This window comes from Staphylococcus sp. HGB0015 (assembly GCF_000411275.1).
GTDB lineage: Bacteria > Bacillota > Bacilli > Staphylococcales > Staphylococcaceae > Staphylococcus > Staphylococcus schleiferi.
The window spans coordinates 431,632-434,842 of record NZ_KE150418.1 but is presented as its reverse complement, the minus strand read 5'-3'; the positions used below and the strand labels follow the sequence as shown (position 1 = coordinate 434,842).

Sequence of the window (3,211 nt, the reverse complement as noted above, 5' to 3'; positions counted from 1 at the left end):
TTTGATGTTGAAACGGACTCACTTGTCGATACTGATGCACTCTTAGCTACTGACGCAGAATTTGAATCACTCACTGACGTTGATGTGCTTGTCGATGTTGACTCGCTTGCTACTCGGTTTGATGTTGAAACGGACTCACTTGTCGATACTGATGCACTCTTAGCTACTGACGCAGAATTTGAATCACTCACTGACGTTGATGTGCTTGTCGATGTTGACTCGCTTGCTACTCGGTTTGATGTTGAAACGGACTCACTTGTCGATACTGACTCACTCTTAGCTAATGACGTTGAGTTTGATTCGCTTACTGACGTTGAAGCACTTGTCGATATCGATTCACTCGCTACTCGATTTGAATTTGATACAGATTCACTTGTCGATACTGATGCACTCTTAGCTGCTGATGTTGAATCTGATTCACTCACTGATGTTGACGCACTTCTCGATGTTGACTCGCTCGCTATTCTGTTCGAATTAGATTCCGATTCACTTGTCGAAACTGAATCGCTCTTAGCTACTGACACTGAGTTTGACTCACTTACAGAAACTGAATTGCTTGTTGACGTCGATTCGCTTGCTACTCTATTCGAATTTGATTCCGATTCACTTGTAGATGCAGAGGCACTCTTAGCTGCTGATGCAGAGTCTGACTCGCTTGCTGATGTTGATGTCGATTCACTTGCTACTCGATTTGAATTTGATTCCGATTCACTTGTTAATGCGCTCTTAGCTGCTGATGCGGAATTTGAATCACTTACTGACGTTGATGTGCTTGTTGAAGTCGACTCGCTCGCTACTCTATTTGATGTTGATACAGACTCACTTGTTGAAACGGACTCACTCTTAGCTAATGACGCGGAGTTCGATTCACTTACTGAAGTTGAATCACTATTAGCTACTGATGTTGAATCTGATTCACTTACCGATGTTGATGTGCTTGTCGACGTCGACTCACTCGCTACTCTGTTCGAATTTGATACAGATTCACTTGTCGAAACCGATTCACTATTTGCTGCTGACGTTGAGTTCGATTCGCTTACTGACGTTGAATCACTCTTTGCAGCTGATGCGGAATTCGATTCACTTACTGAAGTTGAGTCACTTGTCGATGTACTAGTAGAAGTTGATTCGCTTGCTTCTCGGTTTGAATTTGAAACCGATTCGCTCGTTGATACAGAATCACTATTAGATACAGATGTTGAATCTGATTCACTCACCGATGTTGACGCACTTGTTGACGTCGATTCACTCGCCACTCGGTTTGATGTAGACACAGATTCGCTTGTCGAAACCGATTCGCTCTTAACTACTGATGTGGAATCCGACTCGCTCACTGATGTTGAATCTGATTCACTCACCGACGTTGACGCACTTGTTGAAGTTGACTCACTAGCTACTCTGTTCGAATTTGATACAGATTCACTTGTCGAAACCGATTCACTATTTGCTGCTGACGTTGAGTTCGATTCGCTTACTGACGTTGAATCACTCTTTGCAGCTGATGCGGAATTCGATTCACTTACTGAAGTTGAGTCACTTGTCGATGTACTAGTAGAAGTTGATTCGCTTGCTACTCGGTTCGATGTTGAAACGGACTCGCTTGTTGATACCGATGCACTTTTAACTGCTGATGCAGAGTCTGATTCACTTACCGACGTTGACGTGCTTGTCGATGTCGATTCACTTGCTACTCTGTTCGAATTTGAAACAGATTCGCTCGTTGAAGCTGATTCGCTATTAGCCACTGATGTTGAATCTGATCCACTTACCGATGTTGATGTGCTTGTCGATGTGGATTCGCTTGCTACTCGATTTGAATTTGATACAGATTCACTTGTCGAAACCGATGCACTCTCAACTACTGATGATGAGTCTGATTCACTTACTGACGTTGATGTGCTTGTTGAAGTCGACTCGCTCGCTACTCTATTTGATGTTGATACAGACTCACTTGTCGATACTGACTCACTCTTAGCTAATGACGCTGAGTTCGATTCACTTACTGACGTTGAACCACTATTAGCCACTGATGTGGAATCTGATTCACTTGTTGATGCAGACGCACTCTTAACTGTTGATATTGAATCTGATTCACTTACTGATGTTGATGCACTTGTCGATGTGGATTCGCTTGCTACTTGATTTGATGTTGAAACGGGCTCACTTGTCGATGCCGAGTCACTATTAGCTACTGATGTGGAATCTGATTCACTCACCGATGTTGATGCACTTGTTGATGTTGACTCGCTTGCTACTCGGTTTGATGTTGAAACGGACTCACTTGTTGAGACTGAATCACTATTAGCTACTGATGTAGAATTTGATTCACTTGTCGATACTGATGCACTCTTAGCTGCTGATGCAGAGTCTGACTCACTTACTGATGCTGATGCACTTGTTGACGTCGACTCGCTTGCTACTCGATTTGAATTTGAAACCGATTCGCTCGTAGATACGGAAGTACTATTAGATACAGATGTCGAGTTTGATTCACTTACCGATGTTGACGCACTTGTCGATGTTGACTCGCTTGCTACTCGGTTTGATGTTGATACGGAATCACTTGTCGATGCTGATTCGCTCTTAGCTACGGATGTTGAATCTGATTCACTCACCGATGTTGATGCACTTGTCGATGTCGACTCACTTGCCAATCTATTTGATGTTGAAACCGATGCGCTCTTAGCTAACGATGCGGAGTTTGATTCACTCACCGATGTTGATGTCGATGCTGATTCACTTTTAGCTAATGACGCGGAGTCTGACTCACTTACTGACGCTGATGTGCTTGTTGATGTTGATGTCGACTCGCTCGCTAATCGACTTGAAGTCGATAATGATTCGCTTGTTGAAGTCGACTCACTTTCAGCTACTGACAACGAGTCTGATTCACTTGCCGATATAGATGTACTTACCGATGCAAATTCGCTCTTTAATCTTTTTGAAGTAGACACTGAATCACTTGTTGAAGTAGAGGCACTCGTAGATAATGATTCTAAATCCGAATCGCTTTCAGATATTGATGTACTTACTGATTTAGCTACACTCACTACTCTATTAGACGTTGATGTGCTCGTTGATTCGCTTGCTAGACGAGCAGAAGTTGATTCAGACTCACTAACTGATGTCGATTTTGCTGTACTTAAGCTTTCTGATTTCTCAATCGATTGACTTTTTGCTTCGCTATTCTTCACAGATGTCGATTTTGATG

1 protein-coding gene and 1 pseudogene are annotated in these 3,211 nt (G+C 42.8%); both read left to right on the top strand.

Annotated elements, in window-relative coordinates:
- Positions 1-2,142: pseudogene (locus tag HMPREF1208_RS12515) on the top strand (hypothetical protein); the annotation flags it as partial.
- A 54-nt stretch (positions 2,143-2,196) separates the two neighbouring features.
- Positions 2,197-3,171, top strand: a complete 975-nt coding sequence (locus HMPREF1208_RS12510; RefSeq protein WP_016425973.1) for a hypothetical protein — start codon at positions 2,197-2,199, stop codon at positions 3,169-3,171.
- Positions 3,172-3,211 lie beyond the last annotated feature (40 nt).